The sequence below is a fragment of the Janthinobacterium sp. 35 genome (assembly GCF_002754575.1).
Classification (GTDB): Bacteria; Pseudomonadota; Gammaproteobacteria; order Burkholderiales; family Burkholderiaceae_D; genus Janthinobacterium; species Janthinobacterium tructae.
Window position 1 is genome coordinate 5,661,684 of the sequence record NZ_PEFN01000001.1, and the last position, 13,655, is coordinate 5,675,338.

The 13,655-nt window shown below is 64.2% G+C and carries 14 protein-coding genes; 8 read left to right on the forward strand and 6 right to left on the reverse strand.

Translation table 11 applies throughout. The annotated features are described in order from the left end of the window. Positions 1 to 48: 48 nt before the first annotated feature. Both CLU93_RS25215 and CLU93_RS25220 read left to right on the forward strand, forming a co-directional pair. Positions 49 to 783: a response regulator gene (locus CLU93_RS25215; RefSeq protein ID WP_099763841.1), complete on the forward strand. Its 735-nt coding sequence runs from the start codon at positions 49 to 51 to the stop codon at positions 781 to 783. Next, positions 780 to 1,772, forward strand: a complete 993-nt coding sequence (locus tag CLU93_RS25220) for an ATP-binding protein (protein ID WP_099763842.1) — start codon at positions 780 to 782, stop codon at positions 1,770 to 1,772. Before CLU93_RS25215 ends, CLU93_RS25220 begins: the two co-directional genes overlap by 4 nt. Positions 1,773 to 1,850: 78 nt before the next feature. Here the strand turns inward: CLU93_RS25220 and CLU93_RS25225 are convergent, their stop codons facing one another. From CLU93_RS25225 to CLU93_RS25245, 5 genes are all read right to left on the reverse strand, one after another. Beyond that, positions 1,851 to 2,270 (reverse strand): YeeE/YedE family protein, encoded by a 420-nt coding sequence (locus tag CLU93_RS25225; RefSeq protein WP_099763843.1) that lies wholly within the window; start codon positions 2,268 to 2,270, stop codon positions 1,851 to 1,853. 10 nt (positions 2,271 to 2,280) lie between these two features. Then, entirely contained in the window at positions 2,281 to 2,712 is a 432-nt protein-coding gene (locus CLU93_RS25230) for a YeeE/YedE family protein (RefSeq protein ID WP_180287938.1), read from the reverse strand. A 52-nt stretch (positions 2,713 to 2,764) separates the two neighbouring features. Then, positions 2,765 to 3,121, reverse strand: coding sequence for a carboxymuconolactone decarboxylase family protein (locus tag CLU93_RS25235; RefSeq protein ID WP_099763845.1), 357 nt, complete (start codon positions 3,119 to 3,121; stop codon positions 2,765 to 2,767). Between the two features lie 22 nt (positions 3,122 to 3,143). Next, positions 3,144 to 3,335 (reverse strand): YgaP family membrane protein, encoded by a 192-nt coding sequence (locus CLU93_RS25240; RefSeq protein ID WP_099763846.1) that lies wholly within the window; start codon positions 3,333 to 3,335, stop codon positions 3,144 to 3,146. 229 nt (positions 3,336 to 3,564) lie between these two features. Then, a complete protein-coding gene (locus tag CLU93_RS25245) occupies positions 3,565 to 4,890 on the reverse strand; it encodes a sigma-54 interaction domain-containing protein (RefSeq protein ID WP_099763847.1) in 1,326 nt (441 codons plus the stop codon). Between the two features lie 229 nt (positions 4,891 to 5,119). On the opposite strand from CLU93_RS25245, the gene CLU93_RS25250 reads away from it, so the two are divergent. From CLU93_RS25250 to CLU93_RS25275, 6 genes are all read left to right on the forward strand, one after another. Next, positions 5,120 to 6,001 carry an MBL fold metallo-hydrolase gene (locus CLU93_RS25250; RefSeq protein WP_099763848.1) on the forward strand — a complete coding sequence of 294 codons (882 nt, stop codon included), beginning with the start codon at positions 5,120 to 5,122 and terminating at the stop codon, positions 5,999 to 6,001. A 79-nt stretch (positions 6,002 to 6,080) separates the two neighbouring features. Further along, the gene (locus CLU93_RS25255; RefSeq protein ID WP_099763849.1) at positions 6,081 to 6,878 is read left to right on the forward strand and encodes a sulfite exporter TauE/SafE family protein; all 798 of its coding nucleotides are present in this window, start codon (positions 6,081 to 6,083) and stop codon (positions 6,876 to 6,878) included. 215 nt (positions 6,879 to 7,093) lie between these two features. After that, entirely contained in the window at positions 7,094 to 7,435 is a 342-nt protein-coding gene (locus CLU93_RS25260; RefSeq protein WP_232730607.1) for a PepSY domain-containing protein, read from the forward strand. After that, positions 7,432 to 7,902, forward strand: a complete 471-nt coding sequence (locus CLU93_RS25265) for a DUF2271 domain-containing protein (RefSeq protein WP_071077411.1) — start codon at positions 7,432 to 7,434, stop codon at positions 7,900 to 7,902. Before CLU93_RS25260 ends, CLU93_RS25265 begins: the two co-directional genes overlap by 4 nt. A gap of 10 nt (positions 7,903 to 7,912) precedes the next feature. Further along, complete coding sequence (locus CLU93_RS25270; RefSeq protein WP_099763851.1) at positions 7,913 to 10,132, forward strand: PepSY domain-containing protein; 2,220 nt, start codon at positions 7,913 to 7,915, stop codon at positions 10,130 to 10,132. After that, a complete protein-coding gene (locus tag CLU93_RS25275) occupies positions 10,116 to 11,072 on the forward strand; it encodes an FAD:protein FMN transferase (RefSeq protein WP_218968360.1) in 957 nt (318 codons plus the stop codon). Before CLU93_RS25270 ends, CLU93_RS25275 begins: the two co-directional genes overlap by 17 nt. Positions 11,073 to 11,088: 16 nt before the next feature. On the opposite strand, the gene CLU93_RS25280 is transcribed toward CLU93_RS25275, so the two are convergent. Next, on the reverse strand, positions 11,089 to 13,638 hold the full coding sequence (locus CLU93_RS25280; protein ID WP_441326504.1) for a cation-translocating P-type ATPase: 2,550 nt from the start codon (positions 13,636 to 13,638) through the stop codon (positions 11,089 to 11,091). Between the last annotated feature and the right edge of the window lie 17 nt (positions 13,639 to 13,655).

The following is a 13,655-nucleotide window of genomic DNA, read 5'->3' on the forward strand; positions in this document are numbered from 1 at the left end:
CAGTTAAACTGCTCCCGCTTTCCGTTTCGTTCCTGTTTCAAGTAGACCATGCCAACAACTGCCGAAGTGCTCATCGTCGACGATGACCCCGATATCTGTACCCTGCTAGTCGCCTATCTGGCTGACTTCGGCATCCGCGCCCAGGCGGTCCATGACGGCACTGCGATGCGCTCGTCTCTTGCCCGGCAGCGCTTCGACATCATCATCCTGGATTTGATGTTGCCGGGTGAAGACGGACTGTCTCTGTGTCACAGCATCCGCTTCCTGTCTGATATTCCCATACTGATGCTCACGGCGCGGGGCGAACGCGGCGACAAGGTGGCCGGACTGGAGGCTGGCGCCGACGATTACGTGATTAAACCGTTCGACCCGCGCGAGCTGGTGGCGCGACTGCACACCATCTTGCGGCGCATTCGTGGCCGCGGCGTGGGAGCGCCGCCGACGCTAGAACGCAGGCCGCCGCCGGCCAACGACATCTGCTTCGGTGGCTGGCGGCTGAACCGCGCCACTCGCGAACTGACCTCGCCCGCGCAGTTGCTGATCCCCCTGTCCTACGGTGAATTCCGGCTGTTGTCTGCGTTCATCGAGAAGCCGCAAAGTGTCCTCAGCCGTAGTTATCTGTTGAGTGCGGCGCGCGGGCGCAGCATGGAGGCGTACGACCGAACCATCGACTTGCTGGTGTCCCGGCTGCGCCAGAAACTCGACACCGACAGCACGGCCAAGCCGCTGTTGCGCACCATCCGCGGCGAGGGTTATCTGCTCGACGTGGCATTCGAAGCATGAGGTTCAAGTTCGTAGACACGCTGTTCTCTCGCCTGTTCGCCTTGGCAGTGGGCGCCATCGTGGCTAGCCACGCCATCGCCTTTGGCCTGTTTTTCATGCTGTATCACGATGCGGCTCGCTGCCACCCGCAGCCGCCGCTGGGCGGCGTGGTCATTGGAGTCGTCACGGAGTTGTTGGCACTGGCCACGGCCGCCTGGCTGGGCGCGCGCAGCATCGCGCGTCCGATCCAGCAATTGGCGGTCGCCGCAGTTGAGCTCGGCAACGACGTGAACCGCTCGGCCCTGCCGGAAAGCGGCCCTGTCGAGGCGCAGTTGGCGGCGCGCGCTTTCAACCGCATGCAAGCCGATCTGCGCCAGCAACTGGCTGCCCGCGGCCACTTTCTCGCCGCCGTTTCGCACGACCTGCGCACCCCGCTGACGCGCATACGGCTGCGCGTCGAACAGTTGGCCGAGCCCGATGTGCGCGCCCAACTGCACGCCGATGCCACCGAGATGGCCGCCATGCTCGACGCCACACTGGAGTATCTGCGCGGCGAAGCGGCTGTCGAGGTCCCGGCCATGCTCGATGTACAAGCCCTGGTGAGTTCAATGACTGAAGATTATCAGGAGCAGGGACACGCCATCGAATGCACAGGCGTAGTGGCGCCCATTCTGGCGCAGCCGATCGCGTTGCGGCGCGCCCTGGCCAATTTGATGGAAAATGCGCTGCGTTACGGCGGAATGACGAAGGTTGAGTGCGCCATGCACCCATCCGGACTGTCCATCACGATCCACGACCAGGGCCCAGGCATTCCGGCCGCCGAACTGACCGCCGTCATGCAGCCGTTCTACCGCCTGGAGTCGTCGCGTAACAAAGCCAGTGGTGGCGTGGGCCTCGGATTATCGATCGCGTGCGAAGCCATTGAGAGACAAGGCGGCACGCTCACCTTATACAACGCCCCCGAAGGCGGCCTGGTCGCCACAGTGCTGTTGCGACCGAACAAATGTTGAGCGGCGCCAGCCGATCCAGGCGCTGTTCTTTGTGACCAGGATACGGCGTCCGGGCAAGTGCCGAGAATTGAGTCTTGTCTATCGGGAATGCAGACGTTCTGCAACCGCGAAGATCCCCATCCCAGCGAGCATGGCGATGAAGAATACGAGCGGCTTGGCCCCTCCTGACGCCAGCGACGCCACGGCCGGACCGGGGCAATAACCAGCCAGTCCCCAGCCGGCACCAAATGCCAGGCCGCCAAAGACCAGGCGCCGGTCGATTTGCCTCGATGTCGGCAAGCGCATCGCATCACCCAACAGGCTGCGCTCCCTGCGCGATGCAAAACGGAATGCCACAATGCCAACGCCTATCGCGCCGCACATGACAAGGCCCAGCGACGGATTCCAATGCCCCGCCACGTCGAGGAAACCAAGCACTTTCGATGGATCCGTCATGCCCGATACGATCAGTCCGATGCCAAAGACCAGCCCCACCAGCCCCGCCAGTATATTTTTCATGACGAGTGCCTTAAGCGATGATGTGTCGGACGACAAAAACAGTGGCGAAGCCGGCAAGCATGAAGGCGACTGTCGCCACCAGCGAACGCGGCGACATGCGCGACAAACCGCAGACGCCATGTCCGCTGGTGCAGCCTGAACCATAGCGCGTCCCCACGCCAACCAGGAGGCCGGCAATGATCAAGGTGGGGAAATCGGCGTCTATCCGTACTTCCGGCAACGTCAGCACTGCGCCATACACCAAAGGTGCGCCAATCAGGCCGGCAAGGAAAGCGACGCGCCAGGCAATATCGCCTTTCGGCCATTCCAGCAAGCCTCCCAGGATGCCGCTGATGCCGGCAATACGGCCGTTAAACAGGACGAACACTGCAGCCGACAAGCCGATCAGCATCCCTCCTGCCAGCGAGGCCCATGGCGTAAAATTATTCCAGTCTATCTGCACGCGACTTCTCCAATTCTGATGTCCTATTCATGCTGTGCCAACTCGACGCACCTCAGGCCGGGGCCGAGAATTCCTCGAATGCCGCCAGCGCATTGGCGCAGTACATCGCCGACGGCCCGCCGCCCATGTAGATGGCCATGCCCAGGGTTTCTTCAAATTCGGCCCGGGTGGCGCCCAGCTTGACGAGGGCCTGCACATGAAAGCCGATGCAGGCATCGCAATGGGCCGCGATGCCCAGGGCCAGCGCGATGAACTCCTTGGTTTTCTTGTCCAGCGCACCATCGCGCGTTGCCGCGCGCGCCAGATCACCAAAGCCTTTCATCACGTCGGGAATATCCGCGCGCAGGGTCGCCAGTTGGTGCGACACCGATTGCGTCAAGGCGCGATAGCCGCCAGATTGCGTGCTCATGTTGTCGCCTCCGTTGCCCGCGTCATTTTTTCACCGCACAGGTACGGAAGCCAAACGGCAGATACGCGGGACAGAAGCGGAAAATGCCTGTCGCCAGGGGAATCACGCCCAGCCAGCCCCAGGCGCCGATGGCACCGGCCAGGGTGGCCACGATCAGGCCCAACCCCAGCAGTATCCGAATGGCACGATCAATATTGCCGACGTTCGCGTTCATGGTCTTGCTCCTCAATGGTTAATCTGCTTAAGCGTTGCGATGACAACACGAGACACACACCCAGGTTTCAGGTACGCGTCATGCTGCTATCGAAGCATATTTCATGCCAGCGTTACGCCATGTGAGGATAGGATAGAAAACAGGGACTTAGGGCGCTGCGGCAGGCAGCAGCGCGCTGCCAGCCGACGGGTGGCACTGCCACACTGGCAGCATGGCAGTGCTGCGAGGCCTAGGCGAGACCCAGCGCTTTCAGGCGGCGGTACAGGGTGCGCTCGCTGAGGCCCAGGTAGGCCGCGAGTTCCTTGCGCGTGCCGCCGAAGGTGGCGTGCAGCTCGGCCAGCGGGATACTGTCGCCGCGCACCGGCGTGGCTGGCGCGGCGCCCTGCTCCACCGGCGCCGCCAACAGTTGCCCGAGGCGGATCACGCCATCATCGGCGAACAGGCTGGCCCTGTCCAGCACGTTGCGCAGTTCGCGGATATTGCCCGGCCATGGGCGTTGCTGCAGCTGCGCCAAGGCTTCGGCATCTATCGTCAGCGTGCGCTTGCCCGCGCCCGCGCGGCGCAGGAATGACTGCACCAGCAAGGCGATGTCGTCGGGCCGTGCGCGCAGCGGCGGCAAGGCGATGGGAAAGGCACTGATGCGGTAATACAAGTCCTGCCGGAACTCGCCCCGCGCCATCATGTGTTCCAGCGATTTGTGGGTCGCGGCGACCAGACGGAAATTGGCGTGCTGGGTCTCGACGCTGCCCACGCGCCGGTAAGTGCCCGACTCGATCAGGCGCAGCAGCTTGACTTGCATGGAAAGGGGCACGTCGCCTATTTCGTCGAGAAACAAGGTGCCGCCTTGTGCCGTATCGACCAGCCCCGGCTTGCGCGAGGTCGCGCCCGTGAAAGCGCCCTTTTCGTGTCCGAACAATTCGCTTTCAAACAGCGTTTCGGTCAGTCCGGAGCAATCGACCACGACGAAAGGTCCGGTGGCCCGCGCGCTGTTTTCATGCACGGCACGCGCAAACAGTTCCTTGCCCGTACCTGACTCGCCCAGCAGCAGCACCGGCAGCATCGACGGCGCTACCCGCTGCAATGCCTCCAGCACCCGGTTGAATGGGGCGGAGCGGCCCACCAGTCCCTCCTCGCTGGGCCTGGCCGAAGCGCTGCGCACCACTTCCAGCCGCTCGACATACGCGGTAATGTTGCCGCCGGCATCGAAAATGGGACGCAGTTCGACGGCAACGTGCTCGGGGCCCCGCGGCGTATGGTGGATGTGCAGCACGCGGTCGGGTCCGCGCAGTTCCTGCGCCTTCTTCATGGGGCAATGTTCACCGGCCTGGTCGCAAGGGGCATCGTAATGATGCGAGATGCGGTAGCACTTGTGGCCGGTCACGGGCTGGCCGATGCTGCCAAATTGGCGCTGGTAGGCGACATTCGCGGCCAGAATCGTGTAATCGGGATCGAGCACGATCATCGGCTGGACCTCGTGTTCGAGAAACGAGATCAGCGATTGCACCATGGGCGCGCTGGGGGATGGCTCGATGCGGGTGACCGGTGGCGTTGGCATGCTGGCTCCTTGTGGTGCAGCCATACTGTCGCAGGACTGCCAATGTGTCAAGTGGCACTGCCAGTGGCAGCGCCAAACAGAGGTAGCGCATGTTTACATCTGGCAGGAAAACGCATGGAATCAGGCATTGGGGAGAGGTATGTAGTCCAAGCTCGTACTGGCACAGGTCTTGCGTTACCCGTTAGGCCTCATGCACGCCAGGCTTGCACACTCAGGAGATAGACGCATCATGACCAACACATCACCGCAAATAGAGGGTTTCTTCGACCCCGCCACCAGCACCGTCAGCTATCTGGTGCTCGATCCGCTTACGCGCCGCTGCGCCTTGATCGACAGCGTACTCGACTATGATCCGAAGTCGGGCCGCACCAGCACCGCCTCGGCCGACCGCCTGCTGGCGCGCGTCGCGGCCCTGGACGCCAGGGTTGAATGGATACTGGAAACCCATGTGCATGCCGATCATTTGACCGCCGCGCCCTACCTGAAGGAAAAGCTGGGTGGCAAGATCGGCATCGGCCAGCATATCGCCACCGTGCAGCAGGTATTCGGCAAGCTGTTTAACGCCGACGCCGACATGGCGCGCGACGGCAGCCAGTTCGACCATCTGTTTGCCGATGGCGAGCTGTTTTCCATCGGCGCGCTGCAATGCCGCGCCCTGCACACGCCCGGCCACACCCCCGCCTGCATGAGCTATGTCGTCAGCGACGCTACCCGCAGCACCGCCTTTGTCGGCGACACGCTGTTCATGCCGGACTATGGCACGGCACGCTGCGACTTTCCCGGCGGCGATGCACGCACCCTGTTCCACTCCATCAATAAAGTACTGAGCTTGCCGGAGGATACCTTGCTCTACATGTGCCACGACTACCAGCCGGGCGGCCGCGAAGTGCGCTATGTCAGCACCGTCGGCGAGGAGCGCACCGGCAATATCCACGTGCGCAACGGCATCAGCGAAGAAGAATTTGTTGCCATGCGTACCAAACGCGATGCGTCGCTGGAAATGCCGACCCTGATTCTGCCATCGGTGCAAGTCAATATGCGCGCCGGGCACTTTCCCGAGCCAGAGGCAAACGGCATACGCTATCTGAAAATACCGCTCAACGCGGTCTGACAACACACAGCACACACTGGACGCAGACAAACATGCACATTCATCCACTGCCGCCCGGCCGGTGTTTCAGGAACCTGGCATGACCATCATCCTGCTGCTCGGCTTTACAGTTGGCATCATCCTGGCACTCACCGGTGCAGGCGGAGGCATCCTTGCCGTGCCCTTGCTGGTCTTTGGCGCGGGCCTGAGCATGGCGCAGGCGGGTCCGATCGGCTTGCTGGCGGTCGGCCTGGCGGCGACCCTCGGTGCGGTGATGGGTCTGAAGTCCGGGACGGTGCGCTACAAGGCGGCGATGCTTATCGCCGGCGCAGGCATCATCTGCTCCCCTCTTGGCTTGTGGCTGGCGCAGCGCAGTCCGAATCGGCCGCTGGCGATCCTGTTTTCCCTCGTGCTGCTCTATGTGGCGCTGCGCGTCTACCAGCGCGCCACTTCCGGCGCTGCCGATACTGCGGCGTCCGGCAAACGCGCGCCGCCCTGCCAGCTCGACGCCACGCGTGGAAAATTGCACTGGACGGCCCCTTGCGCCAGGGCGCTGGCCCTGGCGGGCGTGGTCGCGGGAATCCTGTCCGGTTTGCTGGGTGTGGGCGGCGGCTTCGTGATGGTTCCCGCATTGCAACGCTACACGGATTTGACCACGCAATCGATCGTCGCGACCTCGCTTGCGGTCATTGCGCTGGTATCGCTGTCAGGCGTCATCGCCAGTACCGCCGCCGGTCACTTGCAATGGAGCATTGCGCTGCCTTTCGCCATCGGTTCCCTGGCCGGCATGGCCGGTGGCCGTCTGGTTGCCTCCAGGCTGCCGGCGCAGCATCTGCAGAAAGCGTTTGCGATGGTTTCCGCCCTGGCCGCGCTGGCGCTGTTTATCAAGGCTATCTGATGGCGCCCATCAGAATACCTGGTATGGCCCGGAAACAAGCGCAGCGGCGCATTCTGCCGCATGTTTCTGCAAATAATTGACCTCACGATGGTGGACCCGCAAATACCGGGATTTGTCATCGCGCGATGCCGTTCGGGTAAGTATGATGTCAGCATGAACTGCCATGCTCAGGTGGTTATCAAGGAGAGCAAGCGATGTTCCTAGCGCGTACATGCATGGCGCTGTCTGCCCTGGTTTTCAGCAATGCGGTCCATGCGGATGTCCACTGCACGGATCCGATTGCCGACTGGAAACCTCGCGAGCAATTGCAGCGGGAAGCCGAACAGCGCGGCTGGACGGTCCAGCGCATCAAGATCGATGATGGCTGCTACGAGCTCAGAGCCATTGATCGCAACGGCAACAAAGTCAAGGCCAAATACTCCCCGGCGTCGCTGCGCATGCGCAGCCTGGCGGTGGACTTCGGCAACAACGGCGACGCCTCCGACTACCTCGGCCCTGTACCGCAGGCTCCCGTCAGGCGGCCTGCAGGTCCGACATCCCAAGGGGAAAAGAAATGAAAAACATCACAGCCTGCGCCTGCCTTGCAGGTGCATTGGCGCTGCCCGGTCTCGTCCAGGCGCGCCCGGTCACACTCACCGCGCAACTGAAGAACTACGCCGGCAACGGCGCCTACCTGGCGGTATATGTCACGGATGCCGCCGGCAAGTACAAGAAAACGTTATGGGTCGCTGGAAAGAAGACCAAGTATTACAAGCACCTGAGCGACTGGGCCCGCGGTAGCGGCCTGAACGCGCGCGAATTTGACGGGATCAGCGGCGCGAGCGTCGGCAGCGGCAAAACCCTCAAGGTGACGGTCGAACTGGCCGATACCCTGATTGATGCAGGCTACGAGATCCGGGTTGACAGCGCGGCAGAGGACGGGCGCGACAATCCGGCCGACGTGCGCACGCCACTGAGCAAACAGGGCGCAGGCAAACCCGTCGGTGGACGCGGCTACGTCAAGTCCTTCATTTACGACATGTAGCCACCGCCGCATGTTACGACAGATACATTCGCTCGCTGGCCTGCTCGGCGCACTGCTGGTCATGCTCATCGGTTTGACGGGCGCCGTGCTGTCGATCAACCCCGCGCTCGAGCGGCTGGCGACTAGCGTGCCGGCGGGCGTCAGCGTTGCCGAACTCGCGGGCCGGGTGGCGCGCCACTATCCGGGAGCCGAGCAGATCCAGCGCACGGCCTCCGGAACCATCATCGTCTACTACAGCGCCGGCGACGTCTCGGGCGTCGACCGGGTCGACCCGACCAGCGGCATGGCGATCGCGCCCTATGCGCCGCCGGCCTACGCGCGCTGGTTCAAGGAGTTGCACAGGTCATTATTCCTCGACACGCCAGGCAGCGCCGCGGTCGGCATCACCGCCCTGCTGATGCTGCTGCTGTCGTTCTCCGGCTTATTCCTGCTGCTCAAGCGGGTGGGCGGTTGGCGCCAGCTGGCACGTCCACTGCATGGCAACCGCAGCCAGCGCTGGCACGCTGCGGTGGCCCGTTTTGCTGTCGCCGGCCTGCTGTTGTCCGCAGTGACCGGCAGCTACATGTCGGCGGCGACCTTCTCCCTCATTGCCGATGGCAGCCAGGACGAACCCGATATCCCCGTCACCACGTCCGGCGGCTCGCCGCTGCCCGCGGCCCGCTTGCCAGCCCTGCTGGCAACCAGTCTGGCCGATCTGCGTGAGCTTTCCTTTCCGCTTGCCGGTGACAGCAGCGCCGTCTATACCTTGCGCACCCGGCAAGGCGACGCCTACGTCGACCAGTCCAGCGGCGCGCTGCTGGCCTTCCGCGCGCACAGCAACGTCCGGGAAGCCTTTGAACTGATTTACCAGTTGCATACGGGCGAAGGCCTGTGGTGGCTGGGCCTGATACTCGGCCTGAGTGCGCTCGGCGCGCCCTGGCTGGCGGTGACGGGCATCGCCGTATGGTGGCAGCGGCAGCGCGCCAAACCGCGCATCGCCAACAACTCGGCTCCGGGCTCGGCCGACAGCGTGATCCTGGTGGGGAGCGAAAACAACAGTACCTGGGGCTTTGCCCGCGCGCTGCACGATGCCTTGCGACAGGCCGGACAACGCGTGCACACGGCGCCGATGAACCAGTTCTCGTCGCGCCACAACGCCGCGCGCCAGTTGTTCATCCTGACGGCGACGTATGGCGATGGCGACGCACCGGCCTGCGCCACGCACTTTCTGGCCAAGTTGGCCGGTGTTGCCCCCAACCAGGCGGCAAGTTACGCCGTGCTCGGTTTCGGCGACCGCCAGTTCCCCACGTTCTGCCAGTTCGCGCACGAGGTCGACGCGGCGATGGCGGCGCGCGGATGGCGCCGGTCGCTGGAACTGGCCCTGATCGACCGCCAGTCGCCGCAGGAATTCGCGCGCTGGGGGAACCAGGTCGGCGCGCTGCTGGGCCACGAGCTCGTACTCGACTATGCGCCGGCACATCCGCACACGCATGCGCTGCAGTTGCGCGAGCGCATCGCCTACGGCGAGGAGGAGCACGATCCCACCGTGGTGCTGCGCTTTATAGCCGCCCCGCCGCCGGCTCCCGCCGGTTGGCTGAAAAGCCGGCTTGCGCGCCATCGGCTGCCCCGCTTCGAGGCCGGCGACCTCGCCGGCGTCATGGCGCCCGGCAGTTCCATGCCGCGCTTCTATTCGCTGGCGAGCGGATCGGGTGACGGCGTGCTGGAAATTTGCGTGCGCAAGCAGCCCGGGGGCGTGTGTTCAAGCTACCTGCACAGCTTGCTGCCGGGGGACCGCATCGAGGCCTTTATCCAGCCCAATCCGCAATTTCGTCCGGCCCTGGGCAAGGCGCCCGTCATCCTGATCGGTGCCGGTACCGGGATCGGGCCACTGGCCGGTTTCATCCGCAACAATACGGGCCAGCATCCGATGTACCTGTACTGGGGCGGGCGCCATCCCGACTCCGATTTTCTGTATGAGCCCGAACTGCGCAACTATCTGGCCGACCGCCGGCTGACGCAGCTGCACACAGCCTTCTCAAGAGTCACGAACGGCGTCCACGTGCAGACCCGGCTGATGGAGGATGCCGACAATATGCGCCGCCTGATCGCCGACGATGGCCAAGTGCTCGTCTGCGGCAGCCGCGCCATGGCCGCCAGCGTGAGGCAGGCCATGGACCAGATACTCGCACCACTCAAGCTCGATGTGGCGGCGCTGCGGGAAAAAGGAAGGTATCGTGAAGACGTCTTCTGAGCCCGCGCTGCGGCGCTACAGCCTGCATGGCGAAACCATGGGCAGCCGCTATACGGCCGTATTCTATGCGGCCGGACAACCGGACCTGGCCGCCATCGGCGCCAGCCTGTTTGCCGCCGTCGACAGGGTCGACCGGCAGATGTCGACCTGGAATGCCGCCTCGGACCTGTGCCGCCTGAACGCCGCGCCGGAAAACACCTGGCTTGCCGTGCCGCGGGAGCTGGCGCAGGTGCTCGCTGCGGGGCTGCTGGTCAGCCGCGAATCGGGCGGTGCCTTCGATATGGCGGTTGGCCAGCTGGTGGAGGACTGGGGATTCGGGCCGTCGCAATGCGCGCCATCGCCGCAGATCGCGGCCCGGCATGGCAAAACGTACTGCCCCGCCACCGAGGCATTGGACGTGGATCTGGATGCTCTGCAGGTGCGCAAGCGCGCGCCGCTGACGCTCGACCTGTCGGGCATCGCCAAGGGTTTTGGCGTCGACCAGCTGGCGCATTGCCTCGATGGCTGGTCCATCGCCAGCTACCTGGTCGGCATCGACGGAGAAATGCGCGCGCGCTCGACCAGACCCGATGGCCAGGCCTGGAGCGTGGCGATAGAAAAGCCGACACATGGCATCCGTGAAATCGGTGGCGTGATGGAATTGCACGACGTGGCCATCGCCACCTCGGGCGACTATCGCCGCTGGGTCGAGATCGACGGCACGCGCCATGCGCACACCATGCATCCGGCCTTGCACCAACCGGTAGCGAACCGTCTCGCCGCCGTGAGCGTGCTGTCCCCCAACTGTATGCTGGCCGACGCCTGGGCCACGGCGTTCATGGTCCTGGGCGAGGTGGACGGTGTCGCGCTGGCCATGAAACGCGGCATGGATGTACTGTTCGTCCTGCGTCATGGCACCTTGCTCGAAGAAATTCTGCTCATCGACGGCAAGATGGTCTGAGCTCAATGGCCGTGCATCACTGCGCCAGCGCCGCGCGGCGCAGCCATCGCCATGCCGATAGCGCCCACTTGACGCATTCGAACCAGATGATGCCGAGCACGGCGACGAAGGCGCACTGCGTCAGCAGCGCCATGTCCGGCAGCGCGAAGGCAAACAACTCGCGGATGGGCGCCACGCCCAGCACCAGCAACAGCAACAGCGAGGCCGCCAGGCTGATCCAGGCGAACGCCCGGTTCGACTTGATCCCCCTTCTCCATGACGGCTGAGTCCATTGGCGGTTGACATAGATCAGTCCCAGGTTCGACAGCACCAGGCTGAGGAAGGTCGTCGTGCGCGCCACTTCGTCGGAATGGCCGGCCCAGCGCACCAGCACGTGGAAGCCGACCAGCATGGCCAACAGCCCTGCCCCCTGCAGCAAGCCGCGCAGCAGTATTTCACGGTCGAACAGATGCATGTCCGGCCTTCTCGGCTTGCTCGTCATGGCATCGGCTTCGATCGGCTCGGCCTCGAACACGATCGAGCAGGCGGGGTCGATCACCATTTGCAAAAACAGTATGTGCACGGGCATCAGGAGCATGGGCCAGCCCAGCAGCACGGGCAGGATGGACAGGCCAACGATGGGTACATGCACCGCGACGATGAAGACGATGGCCTTGCGCAGATTGGCAAACAGGCGGCGGCCATGTTGCACCGCCAGCAGCAGCGAAGAAAAATCATCCTTGAGCAATACCAGCGCTGCCGCCTCGCGCGCGACGTCGGTGCCACGGGCGCCCATGGCCACGCCGATGTTGGCCGCCTTCAATGCGGGCGCGTCGTTGACGCCGTCGCCGGTCATGGCGACGATATCGCCACGGCTGCGAAAAGCTTGCACCAGGCGCAACTTCTGTTCCGGCGCGATGCGGCAAAAGACGTCGGTATCGGCCAGGCGCGCTTGCAGTGCCGTGTCGTCCAGCGCGGCCAGGTCCATGCCGGACATCACACCGCTGGCCGCGCCGGCGATACCGGCCTGCCGCGCGATCGCCAGCGCCGTGGCGGGATGGTCGCCCGTGATCATCACCACGCGTATCCCCGCCGCGTGACATTGCGCCACCGCATCGGGCACTTCCGGGCGTACCGGGTCATGCAATCCAAGCAAGCCCAGGAATTCAAAATCAAAGACGTGCTGGTTGTCAGGCAGGGGCGGCGCGGCAAACGTGGCGCGCGCGACGCCGATCACGCGCAAACCGTCGTTCGCCATGGCCTGCACCTGGGCCGCGATGGCGGCGGCGCGCTTTGGTGCCAGATGGCACAGATCGATGATGGCCTCGGGCGCCCCCTTGGCCGCCACCAGGAACTCGGAACGGTCCGGCGATTGCCACACCCGCGACATGGCCAGCATCTGCCGCGACAGCGGATAATCGTCGATCAGCTGCCAGTCGGCATGCAGGTGCTCCGTATTGGCCAGCAAGCGGGCGCCGGTCTGGCCGATGGCCGACTCCATCGGATCAAACGCGCGCCTGTGGCTGGCCAGGACGGCATATTCGAGCAAGCCGTGCAGCTCTTCCTGCAAGGCAGCGGCGGGATTGCCCTGACAATCGTGGGCGGAGGTCTCCGAGCAGAGCCGGGCCACGTCCATGCGGTTGGCCGTCAGCGTACCCGTTTTGTCGACGCACAGCACCGTCGTCGCACCGAGCAATTCGATCGCAGGTATGCTGCGCGCCAGGATGCTTTCGCGCCCCAGGCGCCAGGCGCCCAAGCCCAAGAAAAGCGTCAGTATCACCGGCAATTCTTCAGGCAGGATCGCCATGGCCAGCGTGAGACCTGCCAGCAGTCCTTGCAAGGCGTCGCCGCGCAGCCACCAATACGCCAATGCCAGGCCGGCGGCGAGACACAAGCCGCCGATGGCGACATGCCTGACGACGCGCCGCGTTTCCCGTTGAATCGGCGTCAGCTCGCTCCCCATGGTGGCCAGCGAGGCGCCGATGCGGCCAAGCGCGCTGTGCGGGCCGGTGGCGACCACCAGGCCGCTGGCCGTGCCTTGCGTGATCAGGGTGCCGGAATACACCAGACTGTCCGGACTGCCGCCGGCATCGGAGGCGCCATGCTTGATGACCGGCACGGACTCACCCGTGAGCATGGACTCGTCGGCCGTCAAATTCGATGCGCTGAGCAGTTCCATATCGGCGGGCACGCGGTCGCCCTCGGCCAGCAGCACCAGGTCGCCCAGTACCAGGTCCCTGCCAGCGATGCGCTGCTGTTTCCCGTCGCGTATCACCAGGGCGCGCGGACAGGACAGGTCGCTTAACGCGTTCAGCGAGCGTTCCGTGCGCCTGCGTTGAAAAAAAGTGATGCCCATGACGATGCAGACAAAGCCCAGCAGCATCAGCGCTTCATTCCGGTCGCCCAGCAGCAGATAAATGATGCCGCAGGCGACCAGCAGCAAGAACATCGGTTCGGAAACGACATCGAGCAGCAGGCGCCCGGCACTCAAGGGACGCGAGGCGGGCAAGGCATTCGGCCCGTTTTCCAGCAAGCGCTGCGCGGCCTGCGCGGCTGTCAGCCCTTCACTACCCTGCGGCTCCAACATGGCATTCATCCTTTTCC

Bases quoted from the DNA above. Each gene is read 5' to 3' on its own strand.
- CLU93_RS25245 (WP_099763847.1), bottom strand. From the start codon at position 4,890: ATGCCAACGCCACCGGTCACCCGCATCGAGCCATCCCCCAGCGCGCCC.
- CLU93_RS25250 (WP_099763848.1), top strand. From the start codon at position 5,120: ATGACCAACACATCACCGCAAATAGAGGGTTTCTTCGACCCCGCCACC.
- CLU93_RS25280 (WP_441326504.1), bottom strand. From the start codon at position 13,638: ATGTTGGAGCCGCAGGGTAGTGAAGGGCTGACAGCCGCGCAGGCCGCG.
- CLU93_RS25255 (WP_099763849.1), top strand. From the start codon at position 6,081: ATGACCATCATCCTGCTGCTCGGCTTTACAGTTGGCATCATCCTGGCA.
- CLU93_RS25220 (WP_099763842.1), top strand. From the start codon at position 780: ATGAGGTTCAAGTTCGTAGACACGCTGTTCTCTCGCCTGTTCGCCTTG.
- CLU93_RS25270 (WP_099763851.1), top strand. From the start codon at position 7,913: ATGTTACGACAGATACATTCGCTCGCTGGCCTGCTCGGCGCACTGCTG.
- CLU93_RS25225 (WP_099763843.1), bottom strand. From the start codon at position 2,270: ATGAAAAATATACTGGCGGGGCTGGTGGGGCTGGTCTTTGGCATCGGA.
- CLU93_RS25240 (WP_099763846.1), bottom strand. From the start codon at position 3,335: ATGAACGCGAACGTCGGCAATATTGATCGTGCCATTCGGATACTGCTG.
- CLU93_RS25265 (WP_071077411.1), top strand. From the start codon at position 7,432: ATGAAAAACATCACAGCCTGCGCCTGCCTTGCAGGTGCATTGGCGCTG.
- CLU93_RS25235 (WP_099763845.1), bottom strand. From the start codon at position 3,121: ATGAGCACGCAATCTGGCGGCTATCGCGCCTTGACGCAATCGGTGTCG.
- CLU93_RS25260 (WP_232730607.1), top strand. From the start codon at position 7,094: ATGGCGCTGTCTGCCCTGGTTTTCAGCAATGCGGTCCATGCGGATGTC.
- CLU93_RS25215 (WP_099763841.1), top strand. From the start codon at position 49: ATGCCAACAACTGCCGAAGTGCTCATCGTCGACGATGACCCCGATATC.